Below are 631 nucleotides of genomic sequence, written 5' to 3'. Positions count from 1 at the left end.
AGCACCTCGGTGAAGATGGACGCCAGCTTCTGTTCGGTCGCGGTCCGAGGCGCCTCGAAGTGCGCCGTCTTCGGACCTTGTGCATCCGGGGCTGGCAGTGCCTTGCGGTCTACCTTGCCGTTGGGCGTCAACGGCAGCGCCTCCAGCACCACGTACACAGACGGCACCATGTACTCCGGCAGCCGCTGCTTCACGTGGCTTCTCAGCGCACCCGCGTCCAGCAAGGCGCCTTCCTGCGCCGTGACGTAGGCCACCAACCGCTTGCCTTCATTCCCGTCCTCGCGAGCCACCACGACGGCTTCGTTGACGCCACCGTGCTGGGCCAGCGCCGCTTCCACTTCGCCCAGCTCGATTCGGTAGCCACGCACCTTCACCTGCGTGTCCGCTCGGCCCAGGAACTCCAACGTCCCGTTCCTCAGCCACCGCACCACGTCGCCCGTTCGGTACAGCCGCTCTCCATCGCCGTATGGACTCGGCACGAAGCGCTCCGCCGTCAACTCCGGGCGCCCCACGTACCCCACCGCCAACCCGTCTCCGCCCACGTACAGCTCGCCCGGTACGCCCACTGGCACCGGGCGCATCCCACCGTCCAGCACGTACGCCACCGTGTTCTTCACCGGCCGGCCGATGG

The 631-nt window shown here is 68.0% G+C and carries 1 pseudogene; it reads right to left on the bottom strand.

The annotated features are described in order from the left end of the window. Positions 1-631, bottom strand: a pseudogene (locus HV824_RS36000) (AMP-binding protein); the annotation flags it as partial.

The sequence above is a fragment of the Myxococcus sp. AM009 genome (genome assembly GCF_013372605.1).
GTDB classification, from domain to species: Bacteria; Myxococcota; Myxococcia; order Myxococcales; family Myxococcaceae; genus Myxococcus; species Myxococcus vastator.
The sequence above is the reverse complement of the archived record's forward strand: the minus strand, read 5'-3'. Positions and strand labels throughout refer to the sequence as shown.